The organism is Paenibacillus nitricinens (assembly GCF_052056485.1).
Lineage (GTDB): Bacteria > Bacillota > Bacilli > Paenibacillales > Paenibacillaceae > Paenibacillus_AQ > Paenibacillus_AQ nitricinens.
Genome location: NZ_CP183948.1, coordinates 708271 through 732670, shown reverse-complemented (window position 1 = coordinate 732670; position 24400 = coordinate 708271). Strand labels below are relative to the sequence as shown.

At 44.9% G+C, this 24400-nt stretch carries 17 protein-coding genes and 1 riboswitch; of the genes, 4 read left to right on the top strand and 13 right to left on the bottom strand.

Features of this window, described 5'->3' with window-relative positions; translation table 11 throughout:
• Positions 1-41 precede the first annotated feature (41 nt).
• Together ACN6KS_RS03310 and ACN6KS_RS03305 are read right to left on the bottom strand one after the other, a co-directional pair.
• On the bottom strand, positions 42-1442 hold the full coding sequence (locus tag ACN6KS_RS03310; RefSeq protein ID WP_042184716.1) for an NCS2 family permease: 1401 nt from the start codon (positions 1440-1442) through the stop codon (positions 42-44).
• 123 nt (positions 1443-1565) lie between these two features.
• Positions 1566-1665: riboswitch (purine riboswitch) on the bottom strand.
• A 187-nt stretch (positions 1666-1852) separates the two neighbouring features.
• Positions 1853-2317 carry a hypothetical protein gene (locus tag ACN6KS_RS03305; protein ID WP_094870687.1) on the bottom strand — a complete coding sequence of 155 codons (465 nt, stop codon included), beginning with the start codon at positions 2315-2317 and terminating at the stop codon, positions 1853-1855.
• A 320-nt stretch (positions 2318-2637) separates the two neighbouring features.
• Here ACN6KS_RS03305 and ACN6KS_RS03300 point away from each other — a divergent pair, with 320 nt between their 5' ends.
• Entirely contained in the window at positions 2638-4215 is a 1578-nt protein-coding gene (locus tag ACN6KS_RS03300) for a carboxylesterase/lipase family protein (protein WP_440961337.1), read from the top strand.
• 93 nt (positions 4216-4308) lie between these two features.
• Here ACN6KS_RS03300 and ACN6KS_RS03295 read toward each other — a convergent pair whose 3' ends face one another.
• The 8 genes from ACN6KS_RS03295 to ACN6KS_RS03260 all read right to left on the bottom strand — a co-directional run bounded on the left by ACN6KS_RS03295 (position 4309) and on the right by ACN6KS_RS03260 (position 15821).
• On the bottom strand, positions 4309-5052 hold the full coding sequence (locus ACN6KS_RS03295; RefSeq protein ID WP_440961336.1) for a GntR family transcriptional regulator: 744 nt from the start codon (positions 5050-5052) through the stop codon (positions 4309-4311).
• A gap of 128 nt (positions 5053-5180) precedes the next feature.
• Positions 5181-6359, bottom strand: a complete 1179-nt coding sequence (gene deoB / locus ACN6KS_RS03290; RefSeq protein ID WP_440961335.1) for a phosphopentomutase — start codon at positions 6357-6359, stop codon at positions 5181-5183.
• 1 nt (position 6360) lies between these two features.
• A complete protein-coding gene (locus ACN6KS_RS03285; RefSeq protein WP_440961334.1) occupies positions 6361-7770 on the bottom strand; it encodes an MFS transporter in 1410 nt (469 codons plus the stop codon).
• A gap of 129 nt (positions 7771-7899) precedes the next feature.
• A complete protein-coding gene (deoD, locus tag ACN6KS_RS03280) occupies positions 7900-8616 on the bottom strand; it encodes a purine-nucleoside phosphorylase (protein WP_440961333.1) in 717 nt (238 codons plus the stop codon).
• Between the two features lie 241 nt (positions 8617-8857).
• Positions 8858-10396, bottom strand: coding sequence for a glutamine-hydrolyzing GMP synthase (gene guaA, locus ACN6KS_RS03275; protein WP_440961332.1), 1539 nt, complete (start codon positions 10394-10396; stop codon positions 8858-8860).
• Positions 10397-10557: 161 nt separating this feature from the next.
• Positions 10558-12966: a transglutaminase family protein gene (locus tag ACN6KS_RS03270; RefSeq protein WP_440961331.1), complete on the bottom strand. Its 2409-nt coding sequence runs from the start codon at positions 12964-12966 to the stop codon at positions 10558-10560.
• Entirely contained in the window at positions 12935-14350 is a 1416-nt protein-coding gene (locus ACN6KS_RS03265) for a DUF58 domain-containing protein (protein WP_440961330.1), read from the bottom strand. Before ACN6KS_RS03265 ends, ACN6KS_RS03270 begins: the two co-directional genes overlap by 32 nt.
• A 58-nt stretch (positions 14351-14408) precedes the next feature.
• Positions 14409-15821, bottom strand: coding sequence for a polysaccharide deacetylase family protein (locus tag ACN6KS_RS03260; RefSeq protein ID WP_440961329.1), 1413 nt, complete (start codon positions 15819-15821; stop codon positions 14409-14411).
• Between the two features lie 107 nt (positions 15822-15928).
• On the opposite strand from ACN6KS_RS03260, the gene ACN6KS_RS03255 reads away from it, so the two are divergent.
• Positions 15929-16597 carry a DedA family protein gene (locus ACN6KS_RS03255; RefSeq protein WP_280788334.1) on the top strand — a complete coding sequence of 223 codons (669 nt, stop codon included), beginning with the start codon at positions 15929-15931 and terminating at the stop codon, positions 16595-16597.
• A 13-nt stretch (positions 16598-16610) separates the two neighbouring features.
• Here the strand turns inward: ACN6KS_RS03255 and ACN6KS_RS03250 are convergent, their stop codons facing one another.
• Entirely contained in the window at positions 16611-17882 is a 1272-nt protein-coding gene (locus tag ACN6KS_RS03250) for an MFS transporter (protein WP_440961328.1), read from the bottom strand.
• Positions 17883-18033: 151 nt separating this feature from the next.
• On the opposite strand from ACN6KS_RS03250, the gene ACN6KS_RS03245 reads away from it, so the two are divergent.
• Positions 18034-18984 carry a helix-turn-helix transcriptional regulator gene (locus ACN6KS_RS03245; protein WP_094877181.1) on the top strand — a complete coding sequence of 317 codons (951 nt, stop codon included), beginning with the start codon at positions 18034-18036 and terminating at the stop codon, positions 18982-18984.
• A gap of 91 nt (positions 18985-19075) precedes the next feature.
• Positions 19076-19387: a zinc ribbon domain-containing protein gene (locus ACN6KS_RS03240; RefSeq protein WP_094870706.1), complete on the top strand. Its 312-nt coding sequence runs from the start codon at positions 19076-19078 to the stop codon at positions 19385-19387.
• 81 nt (positions 19388-19468) lie between these two features.
• Here the strand turns inward: ACN6KS_RS03240 and ACN6KS_RS03235 are convergent, their stop codons facing one another.
• Both ACN6KS_RS03235 and bcp read right to left on the bottom strand, forming a co-directional pair.
• Positions 19469-23752: an acyl-CoA dehydratase activase-related protein gene (locus ACN6KS_RS03235; protein ID WP_440961327.1), complete on the bottom strand. Its 4284-nt coding sequence runs from the start codon at positions 23750-23752 to the stop codon at positions 19469-19471.
• Between the two features lie 123 nt (positions 23753-23875).
• Positions 23876-24343, bottom strand: a complete 468-nt coding sequence (bcp, locus tag ACN6KS_RS03230; protein ID WP_440961326.1) for a thioredoxin-dependent thiol peroxidase — start codon at positions 24341-24343, stop codon at positions 23876-23878.
• Between the last annotated feature and the right edge of the window lie 57 nt (positions 24344-24400).

Here is a 24400-nt window from a genome sequence, read left to right as displayed (position 1 = left end):
TGAAGGAGCCCGAGATGAATTTCAGAAATACTCTATATATATTAGCCTTCGCTACCAAGGAATACATAACGGAGAACGATCAGAATCGCAAGTACCCACATCATCCAGTGAATATCGTATTTCTTCTTACCCGCAAGGTTAGCTACAGAAGCAAGAATTACATAAGTTACGATACCGAAGGAAATACCGTTAGCGATATTATAAGTGAACGGCATGATAACAAGCGTAAGGAATGCTGGAATCGCAACAACCATATCTTGAAAATCAATTTGACGAATTGATTGTGCCATCAGCACACCTACGACGATCAATGCTGCGGCTGTAGCAGATCCAGGAATAAGAGCAACCACTGGAGCAAGGAACAATGCAAGCAAGAAACATACGCCAGTTGTTACAGCCGTAAGACCTGTACGTCCACCTTCAGCAACACCTGCCGCGCTTTCTACAAAAGCAGTAGTAGTCGAAGTACCCAATGCCGCACCACCTGCTACAGCAACTGCATCGACAAACATTGCATTACCTACACGTCTATTACCTTCTTCAGGGTTATCCATAATACCTGCACGTTGAGCTGTACCTACAAGTGTACCAAATGTATCAAACAGCTCTACAAATGTGAAGGTTGCAATCGCCGAAACAATACCTGTGTGCAGGATACCATCCCAGTCAAATTGGAAGAAGTTCAATTGTGTGAAGTCAGGAACCCAAGGCGTTGCCGGACTGGACAATGCGCTGAAATCAACTACGCCCATCAACATACCAGCGACAGTTGTTCCCAAGATACCGAATAAAATTGCACCTTTAACGTTCAATACCATCAGGATAGAGATTAGAAGAAGTCCGATAATTACCAATTGTACATTGGAATTCTCTAGGCTACCCATGTGAATGATAGTTTCAAAGGAAAGGACATCTGTGAAAGTGTTAGCAGGAATGTCTTTACCAGCTTCAACACCAATCGTCATGAGTCCACTGTTCTTAAGACCAAGGATCGTAATGAACATCCCGATACCCACTGTAATCGCATGTTTCAAGCTGTCAGGAATTGCAGTTAGTAAGATCTGTCGCACTCGAGTTACAGTCAGCAAGATAAAGATCAAACCGGAAATAAATACGGCTGTCAGACCCATTTGCCAAGTGAATGGATGCTCTGATGTGGCGGAAGATAGAATTACGGAAGCAAAATATGCGTTAAGTCCCATACCAGGTGCCAATGCCACTGGAAAGTTTATGAACACGCCCATTGCGATGGTGAAAATACCTGCTGCCAGCGCAGTCGCTAGAAATACAGAATACCAGCCCATATCAATACGGCCAAATGCTGTTAAAGTACTCGGATTAACCGACAAGATGTAAGCCATTGCCATGAACGTGGTCAAACCCGCCATGATTTCTGTACGAACTGTGGTGCCGTTCTCTTTCAACTTGAAAAACCGATTCAAATTGTTCTCCCCCTAAGGTATGTTGTGTCTGACAGCAACAAAAAGCCGGTATCTGATAGACACCGGCTCGAAAAAAAGAGTAGTACCCGTGACCATAGCCCTAAATCCAGGACCATGTGGGGTTGCTCTGCTCTTCTTAATCGTAGCCAGGTCATTACGGTGACCTCGTAGAAACTTCCAGGCCAATTCCCGGAAATATACGAAAGAATTATGTTGTTGTGCTCTATCATTTTAGGTGGATACCACATAAGTTGTCAATGATAAAAAGCGAACATTTTCGACTTTATTTTTTCCATTGTTCGTAAATCACACATTTCCAAGCTTTTATCTACTGTAAAACCAGCTCTAGTTATGTAGCTTATTAACTATCCAATCACTATTTGCATGGGTATATTTCCCTATAATTCTAGTTATTGATTCTTGGAGTACATATAACTATGCCAAGAATTAGCTAAATGCCCTATCGCTAAACAAACTACTGCAATACTCAAAAAAATAGATTTCCCCCAAATCGCTGCCAATCCGAATGCACATACTGGGAGAACTGCCATCGGGATCGGAATAAAAACTAAAGGGTCCCATAATAATTTAAATTGCTGCCCCTTAACTATATATCGAACCCATAGACCATAATAAACAACGATAAACAAGACGATGAAGGCAGCTATCACACCGAATTTCACATGTTGAAAGTTATCCTTTGAGATTGCAAGAATGCCGATACAACCCAATTGCCCTACTCTCTCCAAAATTGTAAAGACCGGTCCTGCATCTCGAACACCAGCAGGTGCATTCTCAGGTGGAAACTTAATCATTAGCAAACTAGGTGCAAGGATAATTAAGGCCATTAGTGTGCCGAGAAGAGAAAACCCCATGTTAATTTCTCCCTATGATAGATTTTTCCCATTTTATCACATTCATATAAAGCAGCTATATAGCGTCTATCACATTTTTTGATAAGACTTTATCGCATAAAAATCCTATGGGATCAAATTAGCGAGGACCTCTAGAGGGCGGAATTTTGCTACATAAGGGAATCTTGACTTTTTTATCATGAATATTTTCTTATCCTAAGACCAGACCTGCTGACCTCCGGAAAAGAAGCAAAGAATAAGGATAAAGCAGATAAGTTTCCTATATTTTTCACTATCCTTCTTTTATTATAATAGGGCTATCTTATGTAAGGGGGATTTCCATGATGACAGCAAAAAATTTCGTATGTTCCTCAACAGAACCCATTGTACAGACTAAAGCCGGAAAAATAAGAGGCTTTCAGGTCAACGGCACTTACACCTTCCACGGGATAAAGTACGCAGATGCCAAGCGCTTCCAGATGCCCACAGAAATAGCGCCTTGGGAGGGAATTAAGGATGCACTCGCTTACGGTTATGTGTCTCCCATGTTAACCCAGGATCAGCCCGTCATGGAAGTGCTGGTTCCTCACCGTTACTGGCCTATGGATGAGCATTGTCAGCATCTGAACATCTGGACCCAGAGCCTTGAACCGCAGGCCAAAAAACCTGTTATGGTATGGCTACACGGGGGCGGGTTCGCTGCTGGCTCTTCTATTGAGCAGGTAGCTTATGAAGGAGACAAGCTTAGCGAGTTCGGCGATGTGGTCGTAGTAACCTTAAATCACCGATTGAATATTCTGGGATACATGAACCTGTCTGCTTTTGGAGATAAATACGTCAATTCCGCTAATGCCGGAAATGCCGATATGGTGGCAGCTTTAAAATGGGTTCAGGAAAACATTACAGCTTTCGGCGGTGACCCGGACAATGTGACCATCTTCGGACAGTCTGGTGGCGGTATGAAGGTATGGACACTAATGAATACTCCGGCAGCAGACGGTCTGTTCCATAAGGGCGTTATCCAGAGCGGATTAATTGATGGGTTTTTGGACACCCGGAAGACCGATAGCACTGCCATAGTAAAGGCACTGTTAGCAGAGCTTAATATGGGCGTGGCCGAAGTGGAAAAATTGGAAGCGGTTCCTTATCATCAGTTAGCTGCAGCTTATAATAAAGTTGCACCAGCGCTCGCAATGCAAGGGGAATACATTGGCGGCAATCCTATGCCTAATGAATTTTATGTAGGCGATCCTAGAGAGGTGGGCTTCACCGAACATGCGAAGACCATTCCGGTATTGATTGGTAGCGTATTTGGTGAGTTCGCTTTTGGTCCCGGTGTCCCTAACAAGCAGGACGCGACTGAGGAAGCCACCATGGAGATGCTGACTCAAAAGTATGGCAGTCATACGGAAAATATTGTCACACAATTTAGGGAATCATATCCGGATAAACACTTGTCTGACCTGCTATTCTTAGATACCTTCTTCCGTATTCCAACCAAGGACTTTATTGAGAAGAAATCCGTACACGAAGAAGCGCCTACCTACTCCTACTTGTTTGCTTATGAATTTCCTTTTGAGGGCGGCAAGATAGCATGGCACTGCGCTGAGATCCCTTTCGTATTCCATAATACGAAACGTGTTCCTGTGTGCCTCATTCCGGGAGTTTCCGATCGGATGGAGGAACGTATCTGTGGTGCCTGGGTAAGCTTTGCACGCTATGGCAATCCTAACATCCCTTCCCTCCCCCAGTGGCCGGCATGTAAACCGGGAGATGAAGCAACCATGATTTTTGACCGCAACTGTGCAGTAAAGCATAATTTTGACCATGCGTTGATGGATACTTTATTGAAAACGAACCCGAAGCTGCCTTTCCTCCCAAGTAATGAGGACGAAGAGGAAGGATTTATTTTGCATTAATCAATCAACCCTTGAAATTCGGGTCAAAAAAACTCCCTTCTGTCTGCTAAATAGCGCAGATAAAAGGGAGTTTTTCTAATCCATTATTATTGGTTAGCCTTTAGACATATTTAATTTTAAATTTGAGAACTGCTGTGGGATATAAAATTTATTATACATTAACGGATAATCTGGCTCCGTTGTGTCGTAAAGGGTTTCTAGTAGTAAAAAGCACTCGTTCTGCCCCATTAATTTATCTTTCCGATCAGCTAAGTTAACGGTATGCGTATATTTTATTTCAATATTCCCATGGTTAGCATCTACATAGGCCTTGTTCTCTAGAAAATCCAGCATTCTCTCTTTATTATCAAGATCCAAAGATAACCTCTCTACTGTTTGCATGGACATAAAAGTAAAAGCGTAAGCATGTAGCTCTCCTCCTGCTCTATACAAACGTTCTAAAGCTACAACTGTAGATGAATCTCTTCTTAATACTTGTTTGGTATGTTCCGTTTGCGGGTCCAGCCGATAATGTAAATCTACTTGGTCAAATATGCTTATATGACATTTATGCATGGGGTTGCTCAGTTTCTCTAATTGAATATCCTCTTGTTTATAAGAAGACTCAAGTATAAAGTTCCCCTTACCGCGTACATTTCTTACTAATCCATCATCTTGCAAAAGAACTAAAGCTTGCCGTAAAGTAGCGCGACTAACCCCGAGTTTTTTGGCTAAATCCGGTTCTGAAGGGAGCTGACTACCTACGAGGTATTCTCCTTTGTTAATCTGAAGAAGAAGCTCATCATATACATTGATATAAAGCGGCCGTTTCAATTTATCTAGTTTATGTGTGTTCATTCATCTGATGTCCTTTTCTCCCCATTATGACACATCATTTTTCAAGCGACAAGGAATGTCATTCTTTGCTTCAATCACAACGTAAAAACCTCCAAACAGAAACTTTGGAGGTTTTTACGTGATATCAATTATTTAAGAAATGGCAAGAAAGACTCACCGTTGTCTGGCATATCAACATCAAAGTTATCTGCTATAGTCGCACCGATATCAGCAAAGGTATCATGCTCAGGTAATACGCCACTGTCCTTTAATTGCTTGGAATAGACTAGGACAGGAATAAACTCACGAGTATGGTCTGTACCAGGGAAGGTTGGGTCATTTCCATGGTCAGCTGTAATGATTAACAAATCATCTTCTCGGATGGAATCGAATACCTCATCTAATCGTTTATCGAATTCCTCTAATGCTCTTCCGTAGCCTTCCGGATCACGACGATGACCATATAAAGCATCGAAATCAACTAAATTCAAAAAGCTCATTCCAGTGAAATCCTTCTTAATTACATCAAGCAGTTTATCCATACCATCCATATTGTCTTTTGTACGAATGGATTCTGTAACACCTTCACCATCAAAAATATCATTGATTTTACCAATGGCGATGACATCATAACCTCCGTCTTGCAAGCTATTCATAACGGTTTTATGAAATGGTTTTAAGGCATAGTCATGACGATTGGAGGTTCTCGTAAATTTCCCGGGTTGGCCTACATAAGGTCTGGCAATAATACGACCAATTAAATAGGCAGGGTCTTTGGTGATTTCCCGAACCTTTTCACAAATATCATATAACTCTTCTAATGGGATGATTTCTTCATGAGCTGCAATTTGCAGAACCGGGTCAGCAGAGGTATAAACGATCAGATCTCCTGTTTTCATTTGATGCTCGCCATATTCATCAAGAATAGCCGTTCCACTTGCTGGCTTATTCGCTACTACTTTTCGGCCAGTGATGTCCTCGATCTGTTTAATTAATTCGTCGGGGAATCCATTTGGATACACATTAAAGGGTTGATCAATATTTAAACCCATGATCTCCCAATGACCTGTCATTGTATCTTTCCCGACTGATTTTTCCTGTAATTTAGTATAATAAGCAAGTGGTTTCTCTGCTTTTGGAACACCCAAAATTTCTTCAATATTAGATAGACCCAATTTGGCCAGGTTGGGCAGATTTAATCCGTTCATATGTTCTGCAATGTGTAAAAGGGTATGGGAGCCAACATCGTTAAATTGATCCGCGTCTTTTCCTTCTCCAATGCCTACTGAATCCATGACGATCAAGTGTACACGTTTAAATTTTTTCATTTTAATCTCTTCCTTTATCTAGTATTTGAGTTTGCCCCTCTGATTTTCGACCCAATAAAAGCCCAAATAAAATGATAGCCAATCCTCCGATTGCTGCAAGAACAATGACGATACTGCTATAATTTAATGCCACCTGGTCCTCTGTCACAAAGCGTAAAAATCCAAATTGTAAATCTTTCTTATCGATTAATAAGGCTGAATAGGTGAAACCAACGGACATCGCGATATTGATACATAGATTGTAGAATCCTAATGCCGTCCCCGACTTTTCAGTTGGCACATCTCTAATACTAATATCAATAAGCGGTGCATATAGAAGTGCAAAGCTGCAAGAAAATATAATAAGAGATACGACAAATACAGCAATGGACAATTCGATAAAGAAGACACCTAGTAATAAGCTGACAATAATCAAACTAATGGCTAAGTAAACACATTGCTTAGAATTTAAGAATCTTCCTATTTTACCTGATAATGCCCCGACACACGCCGCCAGTAAACATGCTGGTATGAACAATAAGGAAACGGTATCCAAATGGATATCATAGACAGAGGTTAATAAGAACGACAATGTATTCAGTGCATAGGCAGCATATAGAGAGTTAAGAATAAAGGCAACCATTAACGCAAATAGAAATTGTTTGTTTTTAAAGAAATCAATCGTAATAAAAGCATTTTTATTTTTACTGATATAGAGCAAGAATACAATGACTGATACCACGAAGAGTATAAAGAGTGCCCAATTGAAAGAAGACATATACAGCATGATTGAAGTGGCTATAACTGCGATTATAATGAGCCCTAGAAAATCCACGTTATTTTTCTTGGTTTCTTCTTTTGGCAAATATTTAAGGATAAACGGTAACAGCAACAAACTTAGTAAAGGAATCAGAAACAAGTTCTTCCACGCTAGATAAGTAGCAACAAATCCGCCTGTTAATGTTCCAATAACTGTTGCGATCTGAAAACTACTTGTACTAAATCCCATATACTTTTTCTGTTCTGCCTCGGTTGCATACTTAGTAATGAACACTAAATACAGGGTTTCCGTTGCACCTAAACCGGCAGCTTGGATAATTCTCGAAACCACGATTAACCAATAATTCGTATGTGTAATATAACCAAGTAAAGATCCTACACAGATCAATAAAATACCTGTTGTTAATAGATTACGTATACTGATCGAATCCGATAAAGATGAATAAACAACTGCACCTATTCCAATGACTAATCCAGCAAGCGTTACTTGCCAGCTTACTGTACTTGCTGAAACGCCAAAATACTCTACTAAATCTGGAGAGATGATCTTAAAAGAGTTATCGATAACGATTGAAAAAATCATTAAAAGTAATATAATCGGAACGACTTTACTTAAGTTTACAATCGGTTTATTTCCTACTGAATGATTCATAATATACCTCCAATATCTCATGCTGTAAAAAAACAAAGGTGAATGATATCGTTTACATTTGTTGCGATCTACGTAGCTATGGAAAGTTTCCTTCACTTCACAACTAATGAGTGAAGTGAAGGAGGTCATTTACGCTAATTCTAATGCGATCTCCATCATTTTAGTAAATGCGGTTTGGCGTTCCTCTGGAGTGGTCTTTGCTCCCGTAATAAGATGATCACTCACTGTTAGAATGCATAGCGCATTTACACGTGCTTGGATAGCATTCCAATAGAGGGCTACAGATTCCATCTCAACGCCCAAAATCCCTACATCTTGCCACTTTTTATTAGCTGCCCGATCCGCATTATAAAATATTTCACTGGATAAAATATTACCAATATGAACCTTTTGTCCTTTATCATCTGCTATTTTCTTAGCTTTCTCCAAAAGCTCAAAAGAAGCCGTTAGCGGATATTGCCCAGGTAAATTATATTGATGACCATAATTGGAATCTGTTGCAGCTCCCATACCAAAAATCACATCGTATAGCTCAATGTTTTCTTGCATTGCACCACAAGTACCAATTCTGATTAAATTCTTAACTCCAAATACATTGATTAATTCCCAAGAATAAATCCCCATGCTTGCTGGACCCATTCCCGTACCCATTACAGAGATTTTTTTCCCTTTGTAAGTTCCGGTATACCCTAACATTCCTCTTACCTCGTTAAAGCATTGATAATCTTCTAAAAAGGTTTCCGCAATAAACTTAGCTCTTAAAGGGTCACCAGGCAACAGAATTGATTCAGCGATCTCTACTCCGTTCGGTTTAATATGAGGTGTCTCTTTGGTAATAGTCATCATTTTGATTGGCTCCTTTAGTAGAAAAATGTACTTGTTTATCTTGTCTATTTTTTAGACAAGTACAATTTATCATAACTTTTCGAGGGATGCAAGCCCTTTCAATCAAACATATTCATGACAGATTTGTGAAAAACGCTGTCACCATAATAACCATTTACTTGGAAAATAAAAAACTCTCCTTTATTTGCTAAATAACGCAAATAAAGGAGAGTTTTTTATGAAATCTATGGTTGCAACGATCCTATTCCCACTCGATTGTTGCAGGTGGTTTCGAAGTAATGTCATAGACGATACGGTTTACGTTTTCTACTTCGTTAACGATACGTACAGAGATCTTCTCAAGCACGTCCCACGGAATACGTGCCCAGTCAGCAGTCATACCATCGATGGAAGTTACTGCACGAATGCCCACAGTGTAAGAATATGTACGAGCATCACCCATAACCCCTACACTCTTCATGTTCGGCAAAGCAGTGAAGTACTGCCAAATTTCACGGTCTAAGCCTGCTTTAGCGATTTCCTCACGCAAAATGAAATCAGAGTCACGTACAATAGTAAGCTTCTCCTCTGTAACTTCACCCAATACGCGGATAGCAAGACCCGGACCTGGGAAAGGCTGACGCCAAACAATTGCATGCGGCATTCCTAGCTCTTCACCCAATTTACGAACCTCATCCTTGAATAAGGTATTCAATGGCTCGATCAAGCTGAATTTCATATCTTCCGGCAAACCGCCTACATTGTGATGGGATTTAATGGTTTGAGCTGTAGCCGTTCCGCTCTCAACGATATCCGTATATAACGTACCTTGTGCCAGGAATGCGAAATCTCCGAGCTTGGCCGATTCTTCGTCAAAGCAGTAAATGAACTCATTACCAATGATTTTACGCTTTTGTTCTGGATCTTCAACGCCTGCAAGCTTGCTCATGAAGCGCTCGCGTGCATCGATTTTCACAACATGAATATCGAATTTACCGACGAAGGTCTCCATAACACTTTCCGCTTCACCTTTGCGCAGAAGGCCATGATCAATAAACATACAAGTCAATTGGTCACCGATTGCACGGTGAATAAGCATTGCAACTACGGATGAATCTACGCCACCGCTAAGTGCGCAGAGTACTTTTTTATCTCCGACTTGGTTACGGATATCTTGAATGGCTTCATCGATAAATGATTCCATTGTCCATTTTCCGTCGCAACCACAAACTTCGTACAAGAAGTTCGAGATCATCTCATTACCATGTACAGAGTGACGCACTTCTGGGTGGAATTGAACAGCGAACAATTTGCGCTCGTCATTGCTCATTGCCGCGATTGGCGCACTTTCAGTTCCTGCATCCAGCTTGAAGCCTGTTGGAAGTTCAACTACATGGTCTCCGTGGCTCATCCATACCGTCTGACGGCTCTCTAGCCCAGCAACTAATGCAGTACCTTCTTCAAAATCAATATCGGCTTTACCATATTCACGTTTAGCGGAGCGTTCCACTTTACCGTCAAGTTGGTGAGCCATTAGCTGCATACCATAGCAAATACCGAAGATAGGTACTCCTAAATCATAGATCGCTGGATCTACATGTGGAGCATCTTCAGCATATACACTGCTAGGGCCACCAGAGAAGACAATCCCTTTAGGTGCAAGTGCTTTGATCTTGTCTACTGGCGTATTGTACGGCAAAAGTTCGCTGTATACTCCCAGGTCCCGAATTCTGCGCGCGATAAGTTGGTTGTATTGTCCCCCAAAATCGAGAACGACGATAATTTCATTTGGCTTATTCATTACGAGCCTCCCTTGATTATTGGATTCATTATACTCATGGTTAATTCTCATCGTCAAGGAAAGGGGGAACACACTTCTCATAATTGGAGAGCGCTGAACTTTATGAAGCACAATCCTTTCCATGGAAGGAATTGTATTGCAGTAACAGCTGTTCTGACCGATTAAGTTAGCCGGAAGGTGATGATCAGGCATTCACGTATAAACGCGGACGCATCATGAGTAGTAAGCTCGCTGATCTCTGCAGGTGATGCTGGCGCCGCAGACATTGCAGGGATTGCAGGGATTGCAGGGATCGCAGATATCATAGACCTTGCTGACATTTTAGAAGTTGCAGACATTGTAGGCATTTCGTTCGCGGGATCGGCCGCGACGAAGGCTGGAGCCGCGGGCGCGTACGCCAGGGTCTCCCACTGGCGTACGAACTGCCGGACGGCTTCGCTTAGTCCGGCATCGTAAATCTGCAGGGAGTCCACATACTCCCTGCCAGTGACACCGGGCGGCGGCGGTCCATACCGCTCCGCCAGCCCGTGCCAAGCTAGAGAGGCAGCTCGCAGCTGCCTCTCGCGGCTCATGCTGCTGGTGCTGCGCGCGGCCAGCAGCAGAGCCAGGCTACGCCGCCAGCGCCAAGCGGCGGCGGGAAGCAGCGCCGCGGCAGCGAGCGGCGCGGCGGAGGTCCCGCCCGCCAGCGGCAGGGCGGGCAGGCCCGCACTTCGCGCAGCTTGCGGCGCGAGCGAGGCTGCCGCAGGCAGCGCCGGCGCGGCGAAGCCTGCGGCAAGAGCGGGGCCAGGCGTTGGGTCGAATGGGACCCAACCGGCGCCGGCGAAATAGACCTCCACCCAAGCATGGGCATCGCCCTGGGTGACTAAATACTTCGCCGGCATAGCATCGTCCTGCAAGGTCCCAGGCCCAAAGCCTTGGACATAGCGAGCTGGAATCCCCGCACTGCGCAGCAGAATGGTCATAGCTGTTGCAAAATGTACACAGTAGCCCTGCTTTGTCTCAAATAAAAAGTGATCCACAAAATCAGATCCGGATGGTGGAACCGTTGTGTTCAACGTATAGGAATACCCACTCTGTAAGTAATCCTTAATGGACGTTACAGCGTCATAGCGATTACCAGAAGCTGTAAGCTTCTCCGCCAGATCTCTCACTCGAGCAGGTAACAAATCTGGCAATTGCAAATACTCGCCCTTAATTTCCTGTGGATCGTCACTATTTATACCACGAAGTAGCACAGGGTCACTCTCAGGAAGTAAAGACTTCACTGTATACTCTGTAATTCGTGCAGATCCTATCGAATCCGGCAGACGAAAACTCTCCCTGTCCATATTAGCCAGAACATATCCCAGTCTACTGCCGTTCGATAGACCCACCGACTCAACATCAATTATTATTCCCGCATTGAATAAAGGAATTCCCCCAGAGGAAGGCGTAACAAATTGAATCTGCTGCTGAAGTACTCGTTTGCTCTTATCATCGCTTAGCGCCGAGGGAGGATTCTTTGCAAGACCAGACAGATTAAGCGGCATAAACTCTTCGCCCCCCCTAATCCATCGGCGGCCATCATAGTAAGCAATACTCTCACCTCGCCAGTATGTACGCTCGCTAGTAATAGCGGTAAAGACAGGTTCAGTATTGCGGGATAACGGGGCACCGAGTTCACCGTCATTCGAACTATACCCTGTTGTTCCTGAAGCACTAGACGCCTTATCTTCTGGCAAATGCCCTGAAGCCCAAGTCTGCAAATTCTGAAATGCCGATTGCAGCGTAAGCTCGCTCGTTGGTCTTGCCCCCAATAGCTGCCCACCGAACCAAGCTGTTACCATCACGACAATGGCTGCCGCCAAAGTCAGCCCTCCCCAACGCGCATAAGGCAGTGTGGTAACTCCCTCACGTTCTCGAAGACGCAGGAGGCCACTCATCGCATGCATCCAAAAGATAAGACCCATTGATATCACAATATCCATTGCGGTATTGACTTCGAAGCCCATATCCAAGACCAGCAAGTAAATGATTGTAACTGCTGTGAATAGCACTGTACTCCCCCGGAAGAGTGCAAGCTGCTGTACTGAGGATACCAATAGCCCCCAACCAACAATCAATATCAAAAGCCTGCTGATCTCGCTTAACTGAGAGACATGTCCAGAGAGAAGCAGAATGAGATCATTCGGAATTTCGTCCGCATAAATCCTTAGCCACCCTATACCTTCGCCTCCACTGCATAAGTAAAACCACGCTGAAACAGTAATAAGAAATTGAATACTTAGCAGTAGCCACCCCGGAATCTGAAATATCCCCCATAACAGCAACACTGCCGCCAATACCATTAGAACTTGTAGCATCTTGGAGGTATCTTCTAATAAAGCAGACCTATATAAAGGGAGTAACCATTCAATAAATAGCCCCATAATGGCCAAAGAGAACAGCAAACGATAGTACAGAGGCACTTTTCTCTGCTTACCGGCATGTCTGTTCTCTATTTGCCCCAAATTGAACTGAAAGCCATTCATAGCCAGCTCTGTATCACCCGATTTTCCCTTACCGTAGTGTTGGTTTTCCGGATGATTCATGGAACTCTACCTCCCTGAATCTGAATGCTGGCAATGCATCATCCAGACAAAACATTCGTGCTCCAAGACGAGCTAAACTATCTCCGACAGTTCCCCTTACAGGCTGGCGAGCCTCCCCTGGCTTCGGTGCTGATTGGTCCCAAGCATAATAAAGCTCCACCTTCACACCTTGCATCAAGAACTTGGCAATCACCTTGGCAGATTCCTCTTCTAGTCGTCCCGTAATAATGGCTACTGTCATCCCCGGAATCCAGCCTCGGGAAGCATCATCAAGCAGCAGCGACAGGTTTCTAGTGCCGTCCAGGGAAATTTCAGTCAGAATATCCAGTACTCTCCCTGGGATTTTGCCCAGACCTTCATGTCTAGCCATCCCTTCTGGCCAACCGCCGCTAAACAACTGAACATAAGCACCTGAACGCTCAGCGGAGAGCATCAGCCCCATCGCTGTCGACACCGCTTTCTCAAATGCCGGAGGTGAATCGTCACGGCTTCCACGAGGTTTAAGCGCATCTGTAGGAACCTCGTAGCTGGGCGGGTCATTAGCCAATACGATACAGGTCATTCTTGCCTTTTCCCGCTCTGGAACTTTGCTCTGCAGCGCTCCCGTTCTTGCACTATTCTTCCAATGAATTCGGCTAAGTGGATCACCTGGCTCATAATCCCTGGATTCCAAAGCCTCATCACTGATGCTTCTTCCCCGTCGGGAATACAAGGTGTCACCCGTCATAAAACCGCTATCGGGTACAGCTCCCCCAAAATATAAAGGCGCTGGCAGCACCTTGAAACTCTGGCCTCCATCCGGTTCAGATCTTCCCGTGAACCAACCCGGAAAATCTCCCCAAGTTACTCTACAGCCAAGCAGATGATGATTGCCGCGAGATAAATTTTCAATCGTGTATGTGTATGAAAAAGAACGTTTGAATCCAGGAAATAGCAGCTTCTGATGATGGCTATCACCCCAATAATCGGCAATGGCCATCCAAGGGAGAGGCAACCGAGAAGAGAAGCTCAGCTGTACCTTCACATGAAGTGTATTTCCAGCCATAGGTCTCGCTGGAGTAATCGTGCGAACTAGCTTAATCTTCCGTGGACCCGAGAGCTGAAGCATAAGTCCACCGAGCATAATAACTCCAACAACGATCAGGAGAAACAGCAAAGACGGGCCTCCTCGCCAAACATATAAAGCACCTATAATTCCGGCCACAGTTAGCATCCTCAACCATTCCATCAGAGCACTTCGGCTACGCGGATAAGAGAAGCTTTTGACACTTCCGGCATCTTTCTTCAGTTGATCAATTAGTGATGAAGAGGACAATGGGACACCCATCCTTTGGTCATAGACTTGTTCCCAGCTCAGGAACTTATTACTATCTATTCTTCCCATGAAAAAGGGTGCCCAGACATTTGTTTTTTCTTTTTACTAGACAGCCTCAACTCTTCCTTCAGAATGTTTTTACTCGGCGTTCTACTTCAGTAACGCTTATATTAGTCGGAGGATGGCCTGTTGTCTCCAGCAGTTCTCGTAGCGATACCCAGATCGATCCACCAATCATTTCTACCCTCGCATCGATTGTCTTTTGGCCGTTATCAGGATGGTTTAGAATCAATTGTTTGTTCATTACATCGGCAATAACCGCTTTCCCGTTCCAATCTATTTCTCCGCTTCGGCTATTCACATCCCAGCTAACTTGCCCTCCAAGCCGTTCAATTACAGCACGAAGTGGAACCATATACTGTCCATTTCGCACGGAATATTCCCCGGGATTCAGCTTCGTCTCCAGCTTTCCGACCTCAAGAACCAATGGCTTTCCAGGTGCAAAGAGCTCTGCATTCGGTGTGATATTTGAGGCGACCCAAGCTTCTGAGGGCTTTTTCCGCCCCAAATTAGCGGCTTTGGAAGAGACTCTAAATTGTACCGGTTCTACCGTTTCATCCAATAGGTCAAAGTCGTATCCAGCCGCCTTATAGCGCGCAATAATGTCCGGCAGCGCTTTGACGCTCTCTTGATGACCGCCCCCGTCATGTAACAGCAAAATAACCTGGGAAGACTTCATATCCATTGTGGATTCCTTCAAAATTTCTGAAGCTGGCACGCCTTTCCGTTTAGAATCGCCGCTATCCACCGTCCAATCCATCACCTTATAACCTGCTTGCTTCAATAAATTGAAGTAGGTATTATCAAAATGATCATAGGTTCCGCCTGGGGCGCGGATAAGCTGTGGACGAACCCCTGTAATCCCCTGAACAATCTCTTCAGTCTGTTTAATTTGATTCCAAAATTCCGTGAATCCACTATATAAATCATGGTAATTATGATTATAGGTATGATTGCCAATGGCATGGCCCTGTTCCCATATGGAATCGATGAGCTCAGGATGGCTTTTCGCTTGATTACCAAGGACAAAAAAGGTTGCCTTCACACCTTCCTGATGTAAAATTTCAAGTACATTGAAGGTGTTATCGCTAGGTCCGTCGTCAAATGTAATATAGACTGTTTTTTTAGATTTTTTGGCTGCTGTGATTACAGAACTCGTTGCCGAAACCTTGGATATTTTATCTACCCCATTAGCTTGAGGGAGTTGAGTCACAGTAAGGGCCGCACTTGAAGAGGAGTGCACTTCCGGAGATGCAGAAGCGAGGGGTTCTACTGCAGATGGCAAATCTTGCATCGCCGCTGCGGTAAGCTTATTCTTAACAGATACAGACTCCGCGCTAGCGGGCTGCAAGGATCGGAGCTCCCATGAATTCAAGTTTTTCCCTATACTCCATCCGAGCATAACGATGAATATCACAACCATAACGAGCAATCCGCTTATCAACTTTCGGCGGCTGTGTGCGCTTTTATTACCCTTCATCTTCTCTACCTCCAGCATTCTATTGGCTTAAAAGCCATTTGGTAGATTGTATGAAGACAAGCTGTAAAATAGAATAAGGCAACTGCCTCTTGGAGAGTGACAATCTTATGGAAATGCTGAGTTTTATACAAGAATTATTCACCAAATATGGATATAGCGTATTATTCTTTGGATTACTTCTCGAGTTCGTTGCCCTACCCTTTCCCGGTGAGACCACTATGGCGTTTGCCGGTTTCCTTTCCTACACCGGGAGACTTGATTTCTTTACGCTAATTGTAGTTGCTTTTGCAGGCACCACAGCTGGGATGACCCTCACCTATTTTGTCGGATTAAAAGCCGGTATGCCCTTTATCCAGCGATATGGCAAATGGTTTCTATTCTCACCTACTAAGCTAGAAAAAACACAGAAATGGTTTGAGAAATACGGCAGCTTTCTTATTTTTATCGGTTATTTCATTCCAGGGGTACGTCACTTCACTGGTTATTTTGCTGGTATTATCGCGCTTCCCTTCCGTAAATTCGCCCTATATGCTTATAGTGGAGCCGTATTCTGGGTAGTACTGTTTCTTAGCATCGGAAAGGTGTTTGGTCCACAGTGGATGGGCATCTTCCATTTGTTTGAGTCATATGCGCTTTGGATTATTTCTGGTGGTGCAGGAATAGCAGCTCTTGTGATCATTTACCGCTACCGCAAAAGCATCCACGCCCGTCTTTTCCCTCGCAAAGCTGCCACACAGATTCAGGCGCAGATTAAGAAACCTTCCAAGGGGCGGTGATTTACCGCTCTTTTTAAGCTCGCTGAGTCTCCTTCTTCTTGCTGCGTACAAACGTATACCCTGCCAGCAATATAGCAATCCCAGAAAACCCTGCTCCCCCTGCAAAACCCAGTGTACGAGGATCCACCCATTCTAATAACCAGCCCGCGAGCAGCATAGATAATCCTAGCAGCGTATTTCCCACTGCTGACAGCAGTCCAAAAATAACAGGTTGCATAGTGGACGGCGTCTCTCGCATAACCAGTGTATCCAGACAGGCATTCCCCGTCCCTCCGGCAAAAGATAACAGGATATATAGCAGAAAAGCGATCACAAAATGATTGCTAATACTGATGCTCATCAGCAGTAATCCTTCAACCATGAGCCCAACAATCGCAACAATCAGCAGCCCTTTTGTTACATATCGCCCAGCAAAAAAACTGAGACTAAGCCCGATTCCGAGCGCTGCGTAAAAAGCCCCTACTCCTATATCTCCCGCTTGAAACTCCTGTACTGCATACACACTAATCAGCACATTATCCAGACCATTCAGCATCGGAACAAGCAGCTCATACCCAAAAATAACCTGTAACGTGATACTTCCGCTGATTATAATCCACAGCGCATGCATTTTATTTGTCTTTTGCTGACGGTCCACTTTAGTTTTGATTTTATCAGGAGAGTCTATCTTTCTCTTATCTTCATTCACCATATTGGTATTTTGTGGAATATCAATACCGTAGATTAAGCGCGCTGCGACCAGAAAGGATATTGCATTCATTACGAAGGCTGCCTTTGGGCCGAACCACATCGAAACGATCCCCCCACTTAATGCACCCAATATAAGTACACAGCCACTCATAAGCTGCTCTAGTCCATTAACCGTCAACAAAGAGTTTTTGGTCACCAACAAAGGAATGGAGGATTTACGAACAGGACTGTAGATCGCTTCCCCCGTCGCCAGTAAAAAACTCGCCATATATAACAGCCATAGCTTATCTTCTCCATCTACCCACAAAAAGGTTAGCGCAACCGGAACCCTAAGTACATCCGTAGCGATCATAATGTATTTACGAGGGAATTTGCTGCCAAGTACACCTCCAAGCGGTGCCAGAAACAAATAAGGAAGCAGCCGTACACCTAGCGATATCCCCACAGCCATCCCTGACCCCGTTAATTGCAGCACCAATGCCAGCACGGCAACACTAGTAAAACGATCACCGATGCCATTGATTAGCCCGGCTGTGAACAGACGTGAATATCCCTTTTGAGCTTTAAAAATTGCAATAGCTGTTTGGTGACCCATTATCGTAAACCTCGCTTCATCTATTTATATAAATATCTAATTAGATATTAATCGAATTAATACATTATGACAATGCTTTATCTTCAAGAATTTGCTAAGATGTAGTACATCATTACATAACGAAATTATCCGAAAAGGAGGGCTCTACCTTTTGAAAATTGATCGATTGCTCTCTATCGTCATTCTACTAATGAACCGGCGCCTCATTCAGGCGAAGGAGCTCGCCGACATGTTCGAAGTGTCCGTGCGCACCATTTATCGTGATATTGAAAGCATTAATGGGGCGGGAATTCCTATCGTCACCTATCAGGGATCGGGTGGTGGTATCGGACTTATGGAAGGCTACCGGTTAGACCGCAATGTATTGACCGACCGCGAGCTGGCTGATATTTTCTCCGCTCTGCAAAGCGTCTCCTCTTATGGCGGAACTGAACACACTCTGCTCATGGAGAAGATCAGTAGCGTAATCCCGCCCTCACAGACCGCAGCTTTCCGAAGCAAAACGACCCAGCTTATCATCGATTTCTCTCCTTGGGGGCTTCAGCCTATCCTAGAAGAGAAGATCGCAACTTTAAAAGAGGCGCTGGAAGAAAACAGAACTGTGGCCTTTGATTATGTCAATGCCGAGGGACAATCCAGTCAGCGTTCTGTCGAGCCCTATACTTTAGTCTTAAAAGGACAAGCATGGTACTTGTATGGTTACTGTCTGCAACGCCAGGATTTCAGATTATTCAAGCTGCATCGTATGAAAGGACTCATTAAAGAAAAGCGGGAATTCATAAGAGAAGATAGGGACATGCATGAGCTGCCTTGGAGCACTGATTATCAGCGGGTGACTTCAGCCTCAGTAGTGTCGCCAATCCTTCTGCACTTCTCAGCTGAAGGGAGACATCTTGCGGAAGATCGCTTTGACTCCACTGAGCTTCAGCCGGACGGACATGGTGGGTATAACGTGTCCATCCATTATCCCGAGGACGGATGGCTCTATGGTTTCTTGCTCAGCTTCGGAACGGCTTTAGAAGTGCTAGAGCCGGAACATATTCGTCAGAAGCTTGGTGAGTTGGCTCTTGGGGTTGCCAAAAAATACGCAACCTCGCTTTAAACCTGACGGTATGTCGTCAGATTCATAGTTCTATAATGTACTTAAAGCGATTGCTCATAAGCTTCGCGTACTTTTAAAAGGAGTGCTGTATATGGAACAAGAGCATGTAAGACAAGTTCAAGATGAGCCAAAATTTTGTCAAAGCTGTGGGATGCCTATGCCTACGGAAGATTTACTTGGAACGAACAAGGAAGGCCAAAAAATCGAGGATTATTGTGTATATTGCTACGAAGATGGAGCATTTAAACAGCCTGACATTACGCTGCAAGAAATGTCTGACATTTGTACAGGCTACTTGGTTCAGGAAGGAATGGACGAGGATGTCGCCCGCAAATTACTCGCCGAACAGCTGCCTCATCTGAAACGGTGGAGAGGTGTAGCCAGCTCTCCTTCAACGAACTAATAATCAGCACAAAAAAGCGGACCCGGTGAATTCTTGGTCCGCTTTTTATAGGCAGTTCGTCTATATGTTACCTTATTAAGCTCAGGTCAAACTATAGGAGCCTTCAAGTAGGGTCTGCTGCAGCGGTTTAACGGATTGTTCTAAATCAGATACCTTATTGCCTTCCAGACTGCTGGCAATGGACATCATCAGTTTGATCCGATTCGCTTGGTTAACTACACTAACTCCAGCATCATAATCAATGGCGACGATATTTGCGCCGGGATATAACTCCTTAAGCCCCTTAATCATCCCACGCCCGGTAATATGATTGGGCAAGCAGGCGAACGGCTGAATACAAGTAATATTATTCACACCGTTATCCAGCAGATCCATCATTTCTGCAGTCAGGAACCATCCCTCACCCATCTGATTTCCTACGGATACCAGTCGGCTGGCTTTCTCAGCAAGACCATAAATATTTTCCCGTCCTTTAGCCAGTCCGGCATCCTCAAGAGCTACCTTTATCGGCTTACGATAAATCTCCAGATAGGAGATCAACATTGGATTAATATATCCTAGTCGTTTACTTTTGCCGAATTGCTCGGCTTTGTAAATCGGATTATACACGCAGTAAAAGATGAAGTCTAAGAAGTCTGGCATTACCGCTTCTCCGCCCTCCGCCTCAATCATCTCGATGATGCGGTTGTTGGCGTCCGGGTGAAATTTAATCAGGATCTCTCCAACAATACCTACTCTAGGTTTAGTAACACCTGTAACGGGCAGCTTACAGAAATCGGCGACCATTTCACGAATCAGACGTTTGTATTCTCGGAACGAGAAGTTGACTAGACTGACCTTACAGCGCTCCATCCCCTTACGGAATAAACGTTCAGCACTCCCTTGAACGACCTCATACGGTCTAAAATGATTTAGTAACCGCATCATAAGATCACCATAGCAAGCCGCAGCGATCAGCCGGTTTGCCAGCTTAAGACTGATTCGGAAGCCTGGCTGGTTCTCCATTCCAGAAGCATTCAGTGAAATCACAGGAATCTGTTCGAGGTCTGAATCCTTTAAGGCTTTGCGGAGCAAAGAAATATAATTCGTCGCCCGGCAGCCACCGCCCGTCTGTGACATGATTACAGCGGTACGATTCGGATCATAGTCCCCACTCTTCAGTGCCGACAGAATCTGCCCTATCGTTACAATAGCGGGATAACATGCATCATTGTTAACGTATCTAAGGCCCTCTTCCGTCTCTTCGGGTCCAGTGGTTTCAAGGATCTTGAGACGGTATCCCGCATCGCGGAAGACCTGCTCAAACAATTCAAAATGAATGGGCGACATCTGCGGGGCAAGGATCGTGTACGTTTCTTTCATTTCCTTCGTGAAAGCTACATTAGCCTGTATTTTAGGCGGCTTCTGTGGCAGCACCTTTCCCTTTTCCCGTTCGCGCATCGCTGCCATCAGTGAACGCAGCCGAATACGCGCAGCGCCAAGGTTGCTAATCTCATCGATTTTGATCAGCGTATATACTTTGTTATGCCTTTCCATAATGTCTTGCACGGCATCACATGTAATCGCATCAATCCCACAACCGAAGGATGTCAATTGAACAAGCTCCAGGTCGGTTCGTACTGCGGCAAGGCGGGCTGCGCGGTACATTCGGGCATGATAGGTCCACTGATTAACTACCGCCACATCCCCTTCACTTCGGTCCAGATGGCAGACAGAATCTTCTGTTAGCACGGCGAGGCCCATACCGGTAATCATATCTGCTATGCCATGATTAATTTCAGGATCTGCATGGTAAGGGTGACCACAGAGAAGTATTCCCTTGTTCCCAGTGCTGGCAAGATACGCAAGCGTCTCTTCACCTTTGGTTCGCACATCACTTTTGGCACGATCAGCTTCTGCAAGTCCTGCCTGCACAGCCAACGTTATCTCTTCTCTCGGAATCCCCGTAAATGTCTTCACGAGTCCCTTGGTTAACGCAGATCTATCGTCGAAGGTCAGAAACGGGCTGACCAGCGTGATTCCATTTTCCCTAAGCCCATCCATATTGTTGCGAATGACCTCAGGATAAGAGGCGACCACCGGACAATTGAAATGATTATCCGCTGCTTCATCTTCCTTCTTCTCATACACCACCGCAGGATAAAAAATAAAATCGACGCCTTTACCAATCAAGCTCTGCACATGTCCGTGCGCCATCTTTGCTGGATAGCAGATCGATTCTGAAGGAATCGTATCCATCCCGCTTTCGTAGAGCTTCTTGCTTGATTTAGGAGAGAGAATCACCCGGTAGCCCAATTTAGTGAAAAAAGTGTACCAGAACGGGTAATTCTCGAACATATTCATCGTACGTGGAATGCCAACGGTGCCCCGTGCTGCACCTGCCTCTGGTAATGCTTCATAATCAAAGAAACGTTCGTACTTATACTGCATCAAATTTGGCAATACGTTCTTCTCTTTCCTGCCTCCTGCACCACGCTCGCAGCGGTTGCCTGTAACGTAGAAGCTCTTGTCCGGGAACCGACTGATCGTTAACGCACAGTTATTTCCACAGCGGCCACAGCGACCTGAAGATACCTCGTACTTAAAGCCTGCTATTTCCTCCGGTCCAAGCAGTGTGCTTTTTCCGTCAGCCCCTGCTTGCTCACGGGCAATCAGTGCACAACCGTACGCTCCCATAACGCCAGCAATATCCGGTCTGACTACCGTTCTCCCCGTTAGGCGCTCAAAAGCCCGCAATACAGCTTCGTTATAGAAGGTGCCGCCCTGAACAATAATATTTCGCCCTAAATCCTCAGGGTTGCGAATTTTAATTACTTTTTGCAGGGCATTCTTAATCACAGAATACGCAAGCCCTGCCGAAAGATCGGCCAGCGACGCACCTTCCTTCTGAACCTGCTTCACTTTAGAATTCATGAATACCGTACAGCGGGAACCCAAGTTAACCGGTTTGACCGCTTCCAGAGCTGATTTGGCAAACTCCTCAATACCTAATCCAAGCGCAGAAGCAAAGCTCTCCAGAAAAGAGCCACAGCCTGCCGAACAGGCTTCATTGAGCATTAGACTGTCGATAGCACCGCCGCGGATCTTGATACATTTCATGTCCTGTCCGCCGATATCCAAAATAAAATCTACCTCCGGCATGAACTTAGATGCGGCCTTGTAATGAGCAACCGTCTCCACTTCACCGCCGTCCGTCCATAAAGCGGCTTTGATTAATCCCTCTCCATAACCTGTTACATAAGAACCTGCAATATAACAGCCTTCCGGTAGAACCCGATACATTCCCTTCAGTGCCTCACTGACAGAATACAAGGGATTCCCCTTGTTGCTGCCATAAAAGGTATATAGAATTTCGTCAGCAGAGCCGGTCAATACGAGTTTGGTTGTTGTCGAACCCGCATCGATCCCCAGATAGCAAGGGCCACGATACACAGCCAGGTCTGATCTGGCAGCAGAAGCTTTACCATGGCGATTCCGGAACTCAGCAAGCTCATTAGGGTTCTCAAACAGCGGTGGTAATTCAGCATCTGCTGCCCGATCTGCTGAAAAATCCACGGCTGCTATTCGCGCGAGCCAACCTGAGAGAGGCAAGATCGTCGGATTTACTTCGGATAGAGCAGATCCAATCGCTACGAAATACTGTGACCGCTCGGGGAAAAGAATATCTGACTCCGCAAGTTCAAGCGTCTCCGCAAAACGCTGACGCAGAGCTGGCAGGAAGGTTAATGGGCCACCAAGGAAAGCCACCCGTCCACGAATTGGACGTCCGCAAGCGAGACCGCTGATCGTCTGATTAACAATACTCTGAAAGATTGAAGCCGCCACATCCTCCCGGCGAGCCCCCTCGTTTAGTAGCGGCTGCACATCGCTTTTGGCGAATACACCGCAGCGTGAAGCGATAGGATAGATTCGCTCATGCTTCTCTGCCAATGCATTTAATCCCCCTGGGTCGGTCTGTAGCAGCGAAGCCATCTGATCGATGAATGCTCCCGTTCCGCCCGCGCAAGCCGTATTCATACGCTGTTCAATGCCGCCCCGGAGATAGATGATCTTGGCGTCCTCACCACCCAGTTCAATCGCCGTATCACATTCTGGAATCAGCTCGCCAATCGCCTTCGTACAGGCGATCACCTCCTGAACAAACGGTACGCCTCCCAGTTTGGATAAAGATAAGCCTGAGGAACCGCTTACAGTAAGGACTGCTCCTCTCTCTGGAAATCTGACTTGTACGTCAGCTAATAGAGAGAGGGCAGCTTTTTTTATATCGCTATAATGTCTTACATAGTCCTGATAAACAATAGTGTTACGCTCTATGACAACCAATTTCGCAGTCGTTGATCCGATATCAAGGCCAATACGCAGCATGATCACTACACCACCTCGTCTTGCTCCAAATTTGAAGCAATTATGAGGAAACTATATCATGACAACACCTAATGAAAGCTGTTAAAAATGTAACAGACTTTTACAAAAAGTTATTAACAAACTTTATGATTTGGAAATCCCTGCTATGGTGGATGCTACATGACCTTTCACTCGTACTTTCCGCCATTCTTGAAGTAAGATCCCCTGCTCATCAATCAAAAAAGTAGAACGTACAATGCCCATGAATTCTCTACCATAAAGCTTCTTAAGCTGCCATACTCCAAACATTTCACTAACCTTATGATCTTCATCAGACAACAGTGGAAATGGCAGACTATTCTTCTCCGTAAATCGGATATGCGACGCCAAGGGATCTGGGCTGATGCCTAGAACAACCGCACCAAGCGTAGAAATTTGATCATAGGCGTCACGGAATTCGCAGGCCTCCTGCGTACAGGCTGGTGTCATATTTTTAGGATAAAAGTATACAATGACCTTTTGGCCCAAGTAATCACTTAAACTAACCTCTTGTCCAGTAGAGGACGGAAGGGTGAAATTCGGTACTTTTTGTCCAATAGCTACTACGTTCAAGTTATATCCACTCCTTCTTGATATTGGAGGATCGAGCATGAATTGCGCGTATCCCCA

Bases quoted from the DNA above. Each gene is read 5' to 3' on its own strand.
- ACN6KS_RS03305 (WP_094870687.1), bottom strand. From the start codon at position 2,317: ATGGGGTTTTCTCTTCTCGGCACACTAATGGCCTTAATTATCCTTGCA.
- ACN6KS_RS03300 (WP_440961337.1), top strand. From the start codon at position 2,638: ATGATGACAGCAAAAAATTTCGTATGTTCCTCAACAGAACCCATTGTA.
- ACN6KS_RS03295 (WP_440961336.1), bottom strand. From the start codon at position 5,052: ATGAACACACATAAACTAGATAAATTGAAACGGCCGCTTTATATCAAT.
- deoB (WP_440961335.1), bottom strand. From the start codon at position 6,359: ATGAAAAAATTTAAACGTGTACACTTGATCGTCATGGATTCAGTAGGC.
- ACN6KS_RS03285 (WP_440961334.1), bottom strand. From the start codon at position 7,770: ATGAATCATTCAGTAGGAAATAAACCGATTGTAAACTTAAGTAAAGTC.
- deoD (WP_440961333.1), bottom strand. From the start codon at position 8,616: ATGATGACTATTACCAAAGAGACACCTCATATTAAACCGAACGGAGTA.
- guaA (WP_440961332.1), bottom strand. From the start codon at position 10,396: ATGAATAAGCCAAATGAAATTATCGTCGTTCTCGATTTTGGGGGACAA.
- ACN6KS_RS03270 (WP_440961331.1), bottom strand. From the start codon at position 12,966: ATGAATCATCCGGAAAACCAACACTACGGTAAGGGAAAATCGGGTGAT.
- ACN6KS_RS03265 (WP_440961330.1), bottom strand. From the start codon at position 14,350: ATGGGAAGAATAGATAGTAATAAGTTCCTGAGCTGGGAACAAGTCTAT.
- ACN6KS_RS03260 (WP_440961329.1), bottom strand. From the start codon at position 15,821: ATGAAGGGTAATAAAAGCGCACACAGCCGCCGAAAGTTGATAAGCGGA.
- ACN6KS_RS03255 (WP_280788334.1), top strand. From the start codon at position 15,929: ATGGAAATGCTGAGTTTTATACAAGAATTATTCACCAAATATGGATAT.
- ACN6KS_RS03250 (WP_440961328.1), bottom strand. From the start codon at position 17,882: ATGGGTCACCAAACAGCTATTGCAATTTTTAAAGCTCAAAAGGGATAT.
- ACN6KS_RS03240 (WP_094870706.1), top strand. From the start codon at position 19,076: ATGGAACAAGAGCATGTAAGACAAGTTCAAGATGAGCCAAAATTTTGT.
- ACN6KS_RS03235 (WP_440961327.1), bottom strand. From the start codon at position 23,752: ATGCTGCGTATTGGCCTTGATATCGGATCAACGACTGCGAAATTGGTT.